Source organism: Kocuria sp. GQ42 (genome assembly GCF_059758435.1).
The window spans coordinates 96697-109586 of record NZ_JCAXEN010000008.1 but is presented as its reverse complement, the minus strand read 5'-3'; the positions used below and the strand labels follow the sequence as shown (position 1 = coordinate 109586).

Below are 12890 nucleotides of genomic sequence, written 5' to 3'. Positions count from 1 at the left end.
GTCAGCCGGGCGCCCCGTGGTCGGCCGGCGGGGAGCGGACGTCGCCGGGCTCCTCGTGCAGCTCGGCGAGCGCCCGGCGCAGCGCGGCATAGCGCCGCGCCCCGAGCCGGCGCCGCCACTGCTCCTCCACCTCGGCGACCACCCCGGCCGCCACCGCCTGGGCGGCCCGGCCGCGCTCGGCGACGCTCACGAGCCGCGCCCGGGCGTCGGCGGGATCGGGGCGCCGCTCCACGTACCCCTCCTCCTCCAGGGCCTGGACGAGGAGGCTGGCCGTCTGCTTGGTGACCCGGGCCTGCTCCGCCAGCTGCACCGTGCGGGTGCCGTCCGGGCCGATGCGCTGGAAGATCCGGGCCTGCGCGTAGGAGAGGTCCGCGAAGCCGGCGGCGTGCAGGGCCTCGACCACCCGGATCTCCATGTCCCGGTACGGGTAGTACAGCAGCAGCCCGGTGTTGGTCCCCGCGTCCTCGTGCATGCCCACCCCTTGACACCCTGGCCGTCGCCGTCGGAAAATTCAGTCAGTAAACCTGACCATTTGGAGGAGATTATCATGGACCGCGACGCCATCTGGGACGCCGTCCACCGGGAGCGGTCCGCGCTGGCGGACCTGCTCGAGACGCTCCGTCCCGAGGAGTGGGACCACCCCACCCTCTGCCCGGGATGGGCGGTGCGGGACGTCGCGGCGCACGTCATCGCCTCGCCCCAGGTCGGTCTCGCCGATCTCGTCCCGGCCCTGTGGCGGGGCCGCGGGGACTACAACCGCGCCCTGTACCTGGACGCCCGGGCCCGCGGCCGCCGGCCGGTCGAGTCGATCCTCGCCGACTACCGCCGCCTGGACGGCTCGAGGCGGCACCCGCCGGGCACGACCGTCCGCGAGCCGCTGCTGGACGTCCTGGTCCACACCCAGGACATCGCCCTGCCCCTGGGCCGGCACCACGCCATGCCCCCGGAGGCCGCGCGCACGGCCGCCGACCGGGTGTGGTCCATGCCCTTCCCGTTCCGGGCGCGCCGGAGACTGCGCGGGGTGACGCTCACCGCGACCGACGTCGACTGGCACGCCGGCAGCGGCCCCGAGGTCCGGGGCCCCATCGACGCGCTCCTGCTGCTGCTGACCGGCCGCACCGCGGCGCTGGACCGGCTCGAGGGGCCCGGCCTCGACGTCGTGGGAGCCGGCCCGGGAGCCTCCCGCCGCTCTTGACACCTCGCCGCGGCGGCGGGGACGCTGGTGGAGGCGGCGTCCGCCGTCACCTCCCCCGTTCCCCGAGGTGACCCATGGTCCAGCGCATCCTCTTCCTGCACGGTGCCGGGCCCCAGCCCGGCACCGGCGACAACCCGGTGCTCGAGGCCGTGCGGCGGCAGTGGCCCGATGCCGACCTCGTGGCCCCGGACCTCCCGAGCCCGGAGGACCCCGACCCGGACCAGTGGCAGGAGGCGATCGGCCGGGCCGTCCGCGCCATCCCGGACGAGCCCTGGGTGATCGTGGGCCACTCCCTCGGCGGGTCCGAGGCCCTGCGCTTCCTCTGCCACCGGATCCCCACCCTGCTGCAGCGCGTCGTGACCGTGGCGGCCCCGTGCTGGTGCCCGGAGCACCCGGACGTGGAGGAGCAGGGCTTCGCCCTGCCCTCCACCGTGGGCCGGAAGCTCGCGGACCTCGAGATCGTCGTGGTCCACGCCGAGGACGACGACGTGGTGCCCCCCGCCCACGCGCGCTGCCTCACCGAGCGGCTGCCCTCGGCCCAGCTCGTGCTGCTCCCCTCCGGCGGGCACCTGCCGACGTCCTGGACGGACCGGGGTCTCATTGCGTGAGGCGGACCCGCGCGGCTCGGCAGGACGGCCGCCGTGCGAGAGCATGGACACCATGAGCCGATCGCACCCGCAGCACCGCCGGACCGTCCGCACCCTGGGGGCCGCCGCGCTCCTCCTGGGACTCACCGTCCCGGCCCCCGCGGCGGCGCTCCCGGCCGCCCCGGGCGGGGCGGCCGCCACGACCGCGGCGGTCACCGTCCCCGACTCCTGCGGTCCGGCCGCGGGCCCGCTGCCCACCGCGGTGGGACCCGCGGCACAGGACGACCGGCGCGCCCTGACCACCGCGCTGGACGGGCTGAGCGCGGCGGTGGGCGCCGAGATCGGGCTGCTGGTGCAGGACGCGGACGGCCGCACGGTCTTCGCCCACCGCCCCGAGGTGTCCGGCATGGAGGCCAGCCTCTCCAAGGTCCCGCTGGCCCTCACCACCATGCGCCTGGCCGCCGAGCGGGACGGCCGGCTCACGGAGCAGCAGCGGGCCCTGATCCGCGACAGCGTCCACGAGAGCGGCAACGAGTCCACCACCGCTCTCTACGGCGCGCTCGGGCCCACGCTCTCCGCCATGGAGGGCGAGCTCAACGAGACCTACGACCTCATGGGCGTCAGCTCGACCCGGTCCTCGGGCGGCTGGGGCCACAACCTGACCACCGCCTCCGACCAGCTGGCCGTGCTGGGCACGGTCGTCCACGGGGCGGACTGGCTGCCCGAGGAGGACCTGGCCTGGCTGCGGGAGCAGATGCGGCCCACCCATCCGTCCCAGACCTGGGGCGTGGGCGCGGCCCGCGCGGACGGGTCCGGGGCGGCGGACTCCCTCGTCAAGAACGGGTGGCTGCCGGACACCGGCGGCGCGTGGGACACCCACAGCGTGGGGCGCACGGTGTCGGGCGGGACCGCCCGCCACATCGCGGTGCTGGGCTCCGGCTACCCCTCCGCGGCCTGCGGCCAGGACGTGGCCACCGCCGTGGTCGACCTGTACCTCGCGCTCGGGGCCGACTGAGCTCACGCGGCCGCGTGCGGCGCCCCCGCGCCCGGATCCACCCGGTGCGGTCCGGACGCGGACGGCCGGACGTCGAAGTCGAAGATCGCGGTGGGCAGGTAGACCGTGGCGCAGGAGTTGGGGATGTCCACCACCCCCGAGAACCGGCCCTCGATCGGCGCGGCGCCCAGCAGCAGGTACGCCTGCTCCGGGGAGTACCCGAACTTCGTGAGGTAGTCCACGGCGTGCAGGCACGCCCGCTGGTAGGACAGCTGCGAGTCGAGGTAGCGCTGCTCCCCGTCGAGGGTCACCGAGGTGCCGGAGAAGGCGATCCACTCGCTGTACTGCGGGTCCGTCCTGCCCGGCAGGAAGATCGCGTTCTCCGTGACCCCGTAGGTCTCCATGCCGCCCTTGATGACGTCCACGTGGAAGTCGATGAACCCGCCCATCTCGATGGCGCCGCAGAACGTGATCTCGCCGTCGCCCTGGGAGAAGTGCAGGTCGCCCACGGAGAAGTTCGCGCCGTCCACGAAGACGGGGTAGAAGACGCGGGTGCCCTTGGTGAGATTCTTGATGTCCTGGTTGCCGCCGTTCTCGCGGGGCGGGGCGGTGCGCGCGGCCTCTGCGGCGACCCGCTCGACGTCGGGGCCGGGAACCCCGCCGAGCAGGGCGTTCTCCGGCTCGGGCGGCAGCGCCAGGGGCGGGACCCGGTCCGGGTCGGTGGCGATGAGCGCTCCTTCGCGCGCGTTCCACCGGGCCAGGAGCTCCGCGGAGGGCGCGGTGCCCATCAGACCGGGGTGGACGATGCCGGTGAACGAGACCTCAGGGACGTGCCGGGAGGTCGCGGTCTGGCCGCGGAAGTCCCAGATCGCCTTGTAGGCGTCCGGGAACCGGTCGGTGAGGAAGCCTCCACCGTTGGATCGCGCGAAGACGCCGGTGTACCCCCAGCCCTGCCCGGCCAGTGGGCCGGAGTCCTCCTGCGGGATGGGGCCGACGTCGAGGATGTCGACGACGAGCAGGTCGCCCGGCTGGGCGCCCTGCACGGCGAACGGGCCGGAGAGCTTGTGCACGGTCGTCAGCGGCGCGTTGAGGACGTCCTCGGCGGAGTCGTCGTTGACGATCGCGCCGTCGAACCACTCCCGGCAGTGCACCCGGAACGTGTCCCCCGGTCGCACGGTGGCCACCGGGGGATCTCCGGGTGCCACCGGTTGTGCCCGACCAGCTGCTGGTCCTCGAACGGCCGTGACGAGTCCAGGGGGAAGATGAGCTCCGGCATGACGTGCCTCCTTGGCGGCTGTGCTGCGGTGGTGTGCCTCTCAGGGCCGGGGAAGTCTGCGGTGCAGGGGGTTGCCGGTGGTGCGGGGCGCTCGCCGGGAGCCGGGCGGGGGCGCGGCGACGACGTCGGGCTCCGCGGCGGTGCGCTCGGTGCGCTCGATCAGCCGGGCCGCGGGGGTGCCGGCCCGGGAGAGCCCGGGCGCGCTCATCAGCCGCCGCGCTGCGGAGCCGCAGCCGGGGCAGTCGCTCTCGCGTGTGGCCGCGCCCATGGCCAGGAGGACCTCGAAGTCGCCGCACTCCCGGCACCGGTACTCGTAGATCGGCATGCGGGGCGCCTCCCGGGAACGCGGGGTCTCTGGACTGACGACCCTAGTGCCGGGTCCGTGGCCGGGGAAGGGCCGCCATCGACATCGCCCGGACATGACGGGGCGGGGCCGCAGGTTCCTCGGGACGCGAGCCCGCGCCAGGAGGCCCTGCCGGACGTGCGCTCAGGGCCGGCCGGGCGGCACGTTCAGGTTGTGCCGGAAGAGGTTCCCGGGATCGTAGCGGTCCTTGAGCGCGGCCAGCCGCTGGTGCTTCTCCCGCCCGTAGGCCAGGCGGACCGCCTCCGCCGGGTCGCCCCCGAGCTCGGCGTCGGGCCCCATGAGGCCGACGTACTCGCCGTGCTCGGCGAACGGCTGCATCGTGTCCCGCACGGTCCGCACGAAGGCTGCGAGGTGCTCGTCGTCGGCCGGGTCGTGCCGGACGCCGTGCACCGTCAGCCAGTACCGCGCGGACCGGTTGGGGAAGGCGGTGGCCTCCTCGGGCACCCTGCCGAAGGCGCCCTCGAGGTGGTGGACGTCGATGCCGGCGCCCCGGCAGGTGATCCCGGCGGCCAGCCCGACGAGGACGTCGACGACCTCGTCGTCCAGCCGGGAGAAGGGAAGGTTCCGCCAGTGGCCGTGCGAGCCCCGGGGGAAGAGCCCGTCCCGCACCCCCTGCCACGCGAGCCAGGGCGTCGGGCCCATCTCCTCGGCGTCGGGCGGAGCATCCTCCCGCAGTCCGTCGACGACGTCCAGGCCGGCGGCGTGGTCCTCCGAGACCCAGCTGAACCCCACGGTCAGCACCGGCTCCTCGCCCATCCCGGCCGCCGGGGGCGGGATCGCGAACGTGAGGACCGGGTTCATCTCGTCCGGCAGACCGCGCGACCACGCGGCGAAGGCGGACAGGGCGCCCTCCCATCGCGGCCTGCGGTAGTGGAGGTTCCCCGCGAGCACGGTGGACGGCAGCCGGCGGGCCCGGAAGGTGAAGGAGGAGACCACCCCGAGGTTGCCCCCGCCGCCGCGGAGCCCCCAGAACAGCCCGGCGTTCTCCTCCTCGCTGACGTGCAGGTGGTCGCCGGCGGCGGTCACGACGTCGGCGGAGTCCAGGTTGTCGAGGCTCAGCCCGTTGCTGCGGGTCAGCCACCCCATGCCCCCGCACAGGGTGAGTCCCGCCACGCCCACCGCGCCGGTGAGGCCGCCGGGAACGGCAAGGCCGTGCCGGGCCGTGGCACGGTCGAGAACGGCAAAGGTGGTGCCGGGCTCCACGCTCACGAGCTGATTCGCGGGATCGACGACGACGCCCCGCAGCCGCCCGAGGTCCAGCACCAGGCCGCCCTCGACCGTGCCGTGGCCCGCCACGCCGTGCCCACCGCCCCGCACCGCCAGCGGCAGGCGCGTGCGCTGGGCCGTGGCCAGCGCCAGGTCGATGTCGGCGAGGTCCCCGGCCCGCACGAGAGCCCGGGGACGGGCGTCGATCAGGCCGTTCCAGACGCGGCGGGCCCTGTCGTAGTCGGCGTCCCCCGGCTCCACCAGCACCCCGGCGAGACGGCCCCGGAGTTCCTGGAGCGCCCTGGTCGTCCCGTGGTCCGGCGCACCGTGGTCGGTGGTGCTCATGGCTCCCGCTCCTGCGCGAAAATAATTCGTCGGCCCGGGGGCAAATTCTAGTCGTCCGCGTTCCCGACCCGGCAGATGACCTCGTCACGCCTGCATAACTCCGCGCGAGACGTCAGGGACGGACGGTCCCGTCCGCTCCGGCGGCCGGCCCGGGCTCGGCATCCGGCTCCGCCCCGGCGGCACCGGCGGCACCGGCGCCCTCCGCGGGGCCGGCCGGATCGACCGGGTCGGTGGTCCCGGTCCGGCCGGTGACCGGCTCGGCCGCGGCCTTCGGCGCCGGGCGGTCCGGCTCCGCGTCCTCGTCGTTCGGGATCCCGTCGCCGTCGCGGTCCGGGTCGTCCTCGTTGCGCAGACCGTCGCCGTCCAGGTCCGGGTCGACGCCGTTGAGGACGCCGTCCCCGTCGAGATCCGGGTCCTCGTGGTTCAGCAGGGGGACGCCGTCGAGGAGGTCGCCGTCCAGGTTGTCGTCGTCGACGTCCAGGATCCCGTCCTTGTCGGTGTCCCGCTCCGCGTCCGGAATCCGCGGGGCGACTCCCGGTTCGAGCTCGGGCTCCACATCGGGCTGAGGCGCGGGCTCGGGTGCCACCGGAGGCAGCTCTGGCTCCTCGAGTACTGGCGGGGCCGGAACGGGATCGGGCACGTCAGGATCGGCTGGGGTGGCCGGCACGGCCGGAGCAGCCGGCACGGCCGGGGCAGCCGGCACGGCCGGAGCCGGGGCGGCCTCCGCCTGCTGCACGGGCGGCCTGGCGTTTCCGGCTTTCTCGGCCTCTGCTCGCTTCGCGGCCTCGGCCTTCTTGGCGGCTTCCGCCTTTTTCGCGGCCGCCGCCTTCTTCACTGCATCGGCCTTCTTCGCGGCCCCTGCCTTTTTCGCCGCCTCGGTCTGCTTGGCGGCCGCCGCCTTCTTCACCGCATCGGCCTTCTTCGCAGCCTCTGCCTTCTTCGCCGCCTCGGCCTTCTTGGCGGCCTCCGCCTTCTGCGCGGCCGGGTCCTCGACCGTGTCCGGGACGGGGACCTCGAGGGAGTACTTGCTGCGGGAGGCGGGGATGACGCGCATGCCGTCGACCCAGTCGAAGGACTGCGGGTCGACCGCCTGCCCGTCCACCCAGGTCTCGAAGTGCAGGTGCGGGCCCGTGACTCGGACGCCGGTGGCCCCCACCGTGCCGAGCTGCTCGGAGGCGGCGAGCCGGTCACCGGTCCGCACCCGGACGTCCTCGAGGTGGTTGTAGGTGGTCCTGATCCCGTCCGCGTGGGTGACCTCCACCCGGTTGCCGCCCCAGACGTCCCAGAACACGGCCGTCACCACGCCGTCGAGGGCGGCGACGACCGGCAGGCCCGCCGCGGCGGAGACATCCGTGCCGTTGTGGAACTCGCGCCCGCCGCGGTCCGGGGCGATCCGCCAGCCGAACTGGCCACCGGGCAGGACGGCGCCGGGACGGGCCGGCGCGATGATCGTGTTGACGGGCAGCTCGCCCTGGTACAGCTTCGGTGCCTGCCGGCCCGGGCGCACGGTCGAGGCCGACTCGCGGCCGCCGTCACCGCGGCCCGTCCCGGCCCGCCAGGAGCCCTTGCCCGCGCCGCCGTCCCGCACGGGCGAGGTCGTGCGGTCGTCCCGCAGCGGCCCGGCCGGCGGAGCGGTCCGCTCCTGCCCGGCCGCGAGCAGGCTCCAACCGCTGTCCCGCTGCTCCGTCCGCTCCGCGGAGCCCGCCGGGGCGCCGAAGGCCGAGCCCCGGCCCTGCCCCGTGTCCGGGCTGATGCCGGAGCTGACCGCCACGCTGACAGCCACCAGTGCCGAGAACGCGGTGAGCGCGGTCACCGGCGAGGACGCGCGCTGGCGCAGGGCGGGGCGGGCGGAACGGCGAGAGGAGTCGCGGGGCATGACGGTGTTTCCCCCAGGATGTCGCGACGAGCGACGAGAAGATCGTGCAGGAGTTCGAGGTGCTGGGACCCAGCGTGATCAGCTTAAGCGAACGGAGTCTGACCACCGAGGAAACTCCCGTCCCCACATCAGCGCCTTGTCATGCGACGACTTGATGCAAACGCAAACGCCTCGGAACGGGCGATCAGTAGGGCCCCGACCACCCGTCCTCGAGCAGACCGCGGACGTAGGCGGCCTGGCCGAGGTGCTGCGCGGCGTCGTCGACCGTGCTCACCAGGCGGGCGCCACGGGTGACGGGCGGGGTCCACGACCGGTCCACCACGTCGTCCAGCTGGGCCTCCGTGAGCCCGTGCACGTACGCCACGGTGCGCTCGACCACCGCGTCGAGGTAGCCGCGCAGCAGGTCGGGGGACGCCACGCGGATCCGTGCGACGTCCTCCGGTCCGTCGCCGAAGCCCATGGAGGAGTCGGGGACGTCGAGGCCGAACCGCCCGCTCCACCCCTCGGCGGTCCACACCTCCTCCGTGCCGGCGAGCTGGGCCACCTGTGCGTCCTGCTGGCGGGACGCGTGCCACACCAGCCAGACCACGGAGTTCGCGGTCCCGCCCGGCATGGTGTGCAGCACCTCCGCCGAGATGCCCTCGAGCACGTGCTCCGCCACCTCGGACGGGCGGCGGGCGGCGTCCTCGAACAGTTCCTGCGGCGTCATCGCGACCACTCCTTCCACACCGGGGCCGGGCCGGCCCCTGCCGCCGAGCCTACGTCCCCCGGGGCCCGTTGCGCCGGGTCCCGGTGAGGTGACGGCCCCGGTGAGGTGACGGCCCCGGGGGGAGGCGGGAGGGTCAGCGCACGGCCGGCCGCAGCATGCGGGCGACCGTGAACGCCGCCACGACCACCACGGCCGTCATGACCAGCGCCGTCCAGTGCATGCCCGCCGTGAACGCGGCGACCGCCGCCTCCTGCACCGCGGGACCGAGCGCCCCGGCGCCCTCCGCGACCTCGACGGCTCCGCCGAGGGTCTCGTGCGCCGCGGCCGAGGAGCCGGCGTCCAGGGCCGCGGGCAGGTCGAGGTGGCGCTGGTAGAACGCGGTCAGCAGCCCGCCCAGCACGGCCGTGCCCAGCACCGCGCCGACCTCGTAGCCGGTCTCCGAGATCGCCGAGGCCGCTCCGGCCTTGTGCGGCGGGGCCGCCGTGAGGACGAGGTCGTTGGACAGCGTCTCGGCGAGACCGATGCCGGTGCCCACCAGGCAGAAGGCCACGAGGACCACCACGGCGCCGGCGGCCGCGGAGAGGTCGGCGAGGGTGACCACGAGGAAGCCGGCCGAGGACAGGAGGATCCCCGCCGTGATCACGGTCCGGGGGCTCAGCCACCGCACGGCGCGCACGGCCGCGAAGCCGGCGAGGACCGTGAGGACGAGGCCCGGGACCATGGTCAGGCCCGCCGTCATCGGGTCCAGGCCGACCACGAGCTGCAGGTACTGGGTCAGCATGAACAGGAACCCGTAGAGCCCCACGTTGCCGAGCACGTTGACGGTGACGCCGCCGCGGAAGCCCGGGTGCCGGAACAGGGCGAGGTCGAGCATCGGGTGCGCCAGGACCGCCTGGCGCCGGACGAACAGCACACCGGCCAGCACGCCGAAGGCGGCGCTGAGCAGACCGTGGAAGAGCTCCCCGGAGGCCGTCGCCGCCTTGATGCCGTAGACCACGGGGGTCATGGCGAGCATGGCGAGCAGCACGGACGGCACGTCCACGGGCCCGGGCCGGGGGTCCCGCGACTCTGGCACGAGCAGGGGTCCCAGCACGAGCAGGGGCAGCAGCACGGGCACGGACATCAGGAACACCGAGCCCCACCAGAAGTGGTTGAGCAGGAAGCCCCCGACGATGGGGCCCAGCGCGGCGCCGCCGCTGAAGCCGCCGGCCCACACCGCGATGGCGATCCGGCGCTGCCCCGGGTCCAGGAAGATGTTGCGCAGCAGGGACAGGGTCGCGGGCATCAGCATTGCGCCGAAGAGCCCCATGGCGGCCCGCCCCGCCACGAGCAGCTCGGCGGTGGGCGCGAAGGCCGACGCCGCGGAGACGGCGGCGAAGCCCGTGCCGCCGATCAGCAGCAGCCGCCGGCGGCCGATCCGGTCCCCGAGGGAGCCCATGGGGATGAGCAGGCCGGCGAGCACGAGGGGGTAGACGTCCACGATCCACAGCAGCTGCGCGCCGGTGGGGTGCAGCGCCTGGGAGATGGTGGGCAGCGCGAAGCTCAGGGCCGTGTTGTCGACCGACACGAGCAGGACGGGCATCATCAGGACCGCGAGCGCGGCCCATTCGCGCGCACCGGCCGTGGGGCGGGGCGTCAGCAGAGTGGTCATGGTTCACCTCCGGGGAACGGATCGGGAGCGGACAGCCTCAGTAACTGTACCGTCTAGACGGTACAGTTATGGGCGAGCTGACACAATGGGCACCACGTCCGACCCAGGGAGGTCTTCCTCACATGCCCCGCCCACCCGTGGCCCGGGACAAGCTCCTGGCCGCCTTCGAGCAGATCGTCCTCGACGACGGCGAGCGCGCCGCGACCCTCGACGCCGTCGCCGCCGCCGCCGGAGTGTCCAAGGGGGGCCTGCTCTACCACTTCCCGCACCGCCAGGCCCTCGTGGACGCGACGCTGCAGCGCCTCGAGGAGCTCATGCAGCTGGACCTCGAGGCCATGGCGGCGGCGCCGGACGGGGCCGCGCGCTACTTCCTGGTCACGTCCCTGTTCGAGGACAGCCGGCTGGACCGGGCCCTGATCGTGGCCTCCCGGCTGGTCCAGGCCGGGGACGAGAACGCCCGGGCCGCCCTGAAGCGGCTCGAGGTGGCGTGGTACGAGCTGATCCTCGCGGACGTGGGAGACCCGGTGGTGGCGACCGCGGTCCAGCAGATGGGCGACGGGCTCTACCACAACGCGTCGATCGGTCTGCTGCCCGACGGCAGCGCCCGGCGGCACACCATCCTGGAGCACCTCCTGGCCGCGGTGGACCGGCTCAGCCCACGGCCCTGAGCGCACCGCGCCGGCCGGGCGGGAGGGCCCCCGTCAGGCGCGGGGCAGCGGGCGCACGTGCTCGGGCCGCAGACCGATGCCGATCGCCCGCCCCGTGAGGTGGGGCAGGAACGGCAGCGCCCGGACGAGGCCCAGCGGCACCGGGGGCCGCGGCCGCGCCCCGGTCCGGGCCGGCACGAGCCGGCGGGCCAGCACGAGCTGGAACAGCTGGGTGGCGCGCGCCGGCCAGGCCCGCCGGCGCTGCACGCGCGCGAGGTCCCGCGCCCGCACCCCGCCGCGCAGCAGGCGCGGCCCGAGGAGGTTCGCCGCCGCGACCGCGTCCTGGATCGCGAGGTTGATGCCCACGCCCCCGGCGGGGGACATCGCGTGCGCGGCGTCGCCGAGGAACAGGATCCCGGGCCGCCACCACCGGCGCAGCCGGTCCACGCGCACGCGCAGCAGCTTCACCTGGTCCCAGTCCTCGATCGTGGTGACCCCCTCCCCCAGCCCGGGGGCGAGCGCGCGCACCCGTTCCCGGAAGGCGTCCAGTCCCTGGGCGCGCAGGGCGTCGTGCTCGCCGGCCCGCACGATCATGGCGGCCTGCCAGTAGCCGGTGCGCGGCAGGGCCACCACCGCGCCGTCCCCGGCGTTGAACAGCGGCTGCTCCTGCCCCTCGCGGCGGGGCACGCGGAACCACAGCACGTCCATCCGCGACGGCGAGGCCCTGGGCACCAGGCCGGCCGCGGCCCGCAGCACGGAGTCGCGGCCGTCGGCGGCCAGCACCAGCTCGGCCCGGATCCGCACCGGCGCCCCGTCGTCGTCGTGCGCCGTGACGCCGGTGCACCGGCCGTCCTCGACGAGCAGCCCGTCGGCGGCGGTGGAGCGCAGGAGCCGGAAGCCGGGCAGCGCCTCGCCCTTCTCGGCGAGCAGGTCCAGAAAGTCCCACTGGGGCAGGAACGCGATGAACGGGCAGCGCACGGGCAGGCGGTCGAACCGCCCGACCACCACCGTCTCGCCGCCGAGGGAGACCGTGGCGCGCTCCACGCGGGTGTGCGGCAGCGCCAGGACGTCCTCGAGCCAGCCGAGCTCGGCCATCAGCTCGAGGGTGGAGGGGTGCAGGGTGTCGCCGCGGAAGTCGCGCAGGAAGTCCCCGTGCTTCTCCAGGACCACCACGTCCACGCCCTGCCGCGCGAGCAGCACCCCGGCCATCAGCCCGGCCGGGCCGCCGCCCACCACGCAGCACGTGGTCCGCACCTGCTCCGTCGTCTGCTCCGCCGCCACGGGTGCCTCCCGGGCCCTCGCTCGTCCGCTGTCCCTGCCGACGATCCCACCGGGGTGGCGGCCGCGCAAGAGGCGGCCCGGCCCGCGTTCCGGCCGGACGCGTCATCCCGCGCCGCCCCCTTCCCCCGGCCGCGCGGGAGCGCGAGAGTGGGAACCGCGGCGACGGACGCCGACCGCACCGACAGGAGATCCTCATGGGCACGCTGATCGTCACCGAGTTCATCACCCTCGACGGCGTCGTCGACTCCCCCGGCGGCGGCCCGCACCCGCACGCCGGCTGGAGCTTCCGGCACGTGACCTATGACGAGGCGGCCTACGAGCTCAAGGACCGGGAGCAGAAGGAGGCGGCGGCGATGCTGATGGGCCGGGTCAGCTACGACGAGTTCGCCCCCGTCTGGCCGTCGATGGAGGAGTTCGCCGAGTACAACGCCATGCCCAAGTACGTGGTCTCCTCCACCCTGGAGGACCCGCGCTGGCACAACACCTCCGTGCTGCGCTCCCTCGACGAGGTCGCGCGGCTGAAGGCCACGGTCGACGGCACGATCCTCGTGCACGGCAGCGCCACCCTGGCCAAGGGCCTCGCCGCCGCGGACCTCGTGGACCGGTACCACCTGCTGGTGTTCCCCGTGCTGCTCGGCGCGGGCCGCCGTCTTTTCGACGACAGCACCGACACGTTCCGCACCCTGGAGCTGGTGGAGCACGAGGCCTACGCCAACGGCGTCCTCAAGTCCGTCTACGACGTCGTCCGCTGACCGGCGG

The 12890-nt window shown here is 74.7% G+C and carries 12 protein-coding genes and 1 pseudogene; 5 read left to right on the top strand and 8 right to left on the bottom strand.

Translation table 11 applies throughout. The annotated features are described in order from the left end of the window. Nucleotide 1 precedes the first annotated feature (1 nt). Nucleotides 2-472 (bottom strand): MarR family winged helix-turn-helix transcriptional regulator, encoded by a 471-nt coding sequence (locus AC6CH6_RS15915; protein WP_368797299.1) that lies wholly within the window; start codon nt 470-472, stop codon nt 2-4. 75 nt (nt 473-547) lie between these two features. Here AC6CH6_RS15915 and AC6CH6_RS15910 point away from each other — a divergent pair, with 75 nt between their 5' ends. From AC6CH6_RS15910 to AC6CH6_RS15900, 3 genes are all read left to right on the top strand, one after another. Continuing rightward, complete coding sequence (locus AC6CH6_RS15910; RefSeq protein ID WP_498255849.1) at nt 548-1195, top strand: maleylpyruvate isomerase family mycothiol-dependent enzyme; 648 nt, start codon at nt 548-550, stop codon at nt 1193-1195. 74 nt (nt 1196-1269) lie between these two features. Further along, nucleotides 1270-1803 carry an alpha/beta fold hydrolase gene (locus AC6CH6_RS15905; RefSeq protein ID WP_133411027.1) on the top strand — a complete coding sequence of 178 codons (534 nt, stop codon included), beginning with the start codon at nt 1270-1272 and terminating at the stop codon, nt 1801-1803. Between the two features lie 52 nt (nt 1804-1855). Continuing rightward, the gene (locus tag AC6CH6_RS15900) at nt 1856-2797 is read left to right on the top strand and encodes a serine hydrolase (RefSeq protein ID WP_498255848.1); all 942 of its coding nucleotides are present in this window, start codon (nt 1856-1858) and stop codon (nt 2795-2797) included. A 2-nt stretch (nt 2798-2799) separates the two neighbouring features. Here AC6CH6_RS15900 and fmdA read toward each other — a convergent pair. The 6 genes and pseudogenes from fmdA to AC6CH6_RS15870 all read right to left on the bottom strand — a co-directional run bounded on the left by fmdA (nt 2800) and on the right by AC6CH6_RS15870 (nt 10203). Further along, nucleotides 2800-4052 (bottom strand): annotated as a pseudogene (gene fmdA, locus AC6CH6_RS15895) (formamidase). Nucleotides 4053-4092: 40 nt separating this feature from the next. Continuing rightward, a complete protein-coding gene (locus AC6CH6_RS15890; RefSeq protein WP_498255847.1) occupies nt 4093-4377 on the bottom strand; it encodes an FmdB family zinc ribbon protein in 285 nt (94 codons plus the stop codon). A 162-nt stretch (nt 4378-4539) separates the two neighbouring features. Further along, nucleotides 4540-5967, bottom strand: coding sequence for an FAD-binding oxidoreductase (locus AC6CH6_RS15885; protein WP_498255846.1), 1428 nt, complete (start codon nt 5965-5967; stop codon nt 4540-4542). 112 nt (nt 5968-6079) lie between these two features. Next, on the bottom strand, nt 6080-7843 hold the full coding sequence (locus AC6CH6_RS15880) for a M23 family metallopeptidase (RefSeq protein ID WP_498255845.1): 1764 nt from the start codon (nt 7841-7843) through the stop codon (nt 6080-6082). 184 nt (nt 7844-8027) lie between these two features. Continuing rightward, nucleotides 8028-8552: a mycothiol transferase gene (locus tag AC6CH6_RS15875; RefSeq protein WP_133411031.1), complete on the bottom strand. Its 525-nt coding sequence runs from the start codon at nt 8550-8552 to the stop codon at nt 8028-8030. A gap of 133 nt (nt 8553-8685) precedes the next feature. Beyond that, nucleotides 8686-10203, bottom strand: coding sequence for an MFS transporter (locus AC6CH6_RS15870; protein ID WP_498255844.1), 1518 nt, complete (start codon nt 10201-10203; stop codon nt 8686-8688). Nucleotides 10204-10325: 122 nt separating this feature from the next. Between AC6CH6_RS15870 and AC6CH6_RS15865 the strand changes: the two genes are divergently transcribed. Continuing rightward, nucleotides 10326-10871 (top strand): TetR/AcrR family transcriptional regulator, encoded by a 546-nt coding sequence (locus AC6CH6_RS15865; RefSeq protein WP_031283706.1) that lies wholly within the window; start codon nt 10326-10328, stop codon nt 10869-10871. A gap of 33 nt (nt 10872-10904) precedes the next feature. Here AC6CH6_RS15865 and AC6CH6_RS15860 read toward each other — a convergent pair whose 3' ends face one another. Then, entirely contained in the window at nt 10905-12131 is a 1227-nt protein-coding gene (locus AC6CH6_RS15860; RefSeq protein WP_498255843.1) for an FAD-dependent oxidoreductase, read from the bottom strand. Between the two features lie 194 nt (nt 12132-12325). On the opposite strand from AC6CH6_RS15860, the gene AC6CH6_RS15855 reads away from it, so the two are divergent. Continuing rightward, complete coding sequence (locus tag AC6CH6_RS15855) at nt 12326-12883, top strand: dihydrofolate reductase family protein (protein WP_017834740.1); 558 nt, start codon at nt 12326-12328, stop codon at nt 12881-12883. The last annotated feature ends 7 nt before the right edge of the window (nt 12884-12890 follow it).

Bases quoted from the DNA above. Each gene is read 5' to 3' on its own strand.
- AC6CH6_RS15915 (WP_368797299.1), bottom strand. From the start codon at position 472: ATGCACGAGGACGCGGGGACCAACACCGGGCTGCTGCTGTACTACCCG.
- AC6CH6_RS15910 (WP_498255849.1), top strand. From the start codon at position 548: ATGGACCGCGACGCCATCTGGGACGCCGTCCACCGGGAGCGGTCCGCG.
- AC6CH6_RS15905 (WP_133411027.1), top strand. From the start codon at position 1,270: ATGGTCCAGCGCATCCTCTTCCTGCACGGTGCCGGGCCCCAGCCCGGC.
- AC6CH6_RS15900 (WP_498255848.1), top strand. From the start codon at position 1,856: ATGAGCCGATCGCACCCGCAGCACCGCCGGACCGTCCGCACCCTGGGG.
- AC6CH6_RS15890 (WP_498255847.1), bottom strand. From the start codon at position 4,377: ATGCCGATCTACGAGTACCGGTGCCGGGAGTGCGGCGACTTCGAGGTC.
- AC6CH6_RS15885 (WP_498255846.1), bottom strand. From the start codon at position 5,967: ATGAGCACCACCGACCACGGTGCGCCGGACCACGGGACGACCAGGGCG.
- AC6CH6_RS15880 (WP_498255845.1), bottom strand. From the start codon at position 7,843: ATGCCCCGCGACTCCTCTCGCCGTTCCGCCCGCCCCGCCCTGCGCCAG.
- AC6CH6_RS15875 (WP_133411031.1), bottom strand. From the start codon at position 8,552: ATGACGCCGCAGGAACTGTTCGAGGACGCCGCCCGCCGCCCGTCCGAG.
- AC6CH6_RS15870 (WP_498255844.1), bottom strand. From the start codon at position 10,203: ATGACCACTCTGCTGACGCCCCGCCCCACGGCCGGTGCGCGCGAATGG.
- AC6CH6_RS15865 (WP_031283706.1), top strand. From the start codon at position 10,326: ATGCCCCGCCCACCCGTGGCCCGGGACAAGCTCCTGGCCGCCTTCGAG.
- AC6CH6_RS15855 (WP_017834740.1), top strand. From the start codon at position 12,326: ATGGGCACGCTGATCGTCACCGAGTTCATCACCCTCGACGGCGTCGTC.